This window comes from Leucobacter celer subsp. astrifaciens, from assembly GCF_001273835.1.
Taxonomy (GTDB): domain Bacteria; phylum Actinomycetota; class Actinomycetes; order Actinomycetales; family Microbacteriaceae; genus Leucobacter; species Leucobacter celer.
Genome location: NZ_JHEI01000043.1, coordinates 1 through 250, shown reverse-complemented (window position 1 = coordinate 250; position 250 = coordinate 1). Strand labels below are relative to the sequence as shown.

At 76.0% G+C, this 250-nt stretch carries 1 pseudogene; it reads left to right on the top strand.

The features are described 5' to 3' along the window. Positions 1–250, top strand: a pseudogene (locus AMS65_RS20075) (hypothetical protein); the annotation flags it as partial.

Below are 250 nucleotides of genomic sequence, written 5' to 3'. Positions count from 1 at the left end.
ACATCTGCTGCTCCCCCCCCCCGGCGCGCGAGCTCACGGCAAGCCACACGACGTACACCCCGGCCGCGGGGCGTCCCACAGCGGTGACGGGCGGGCGGCAGCCCGCCAAGCGGGGCATCGGGCACAAGCACCTCCACGAGGCGGGGGGGCGAAGCAGCAAGCTGGTGCTCGGCACCCCCGCCCCCGAGACGGGCACCGTGGGGAACAGCAGCCCTCCGCACACGCCGGCCCGCCGCACCGAGGTCTACGT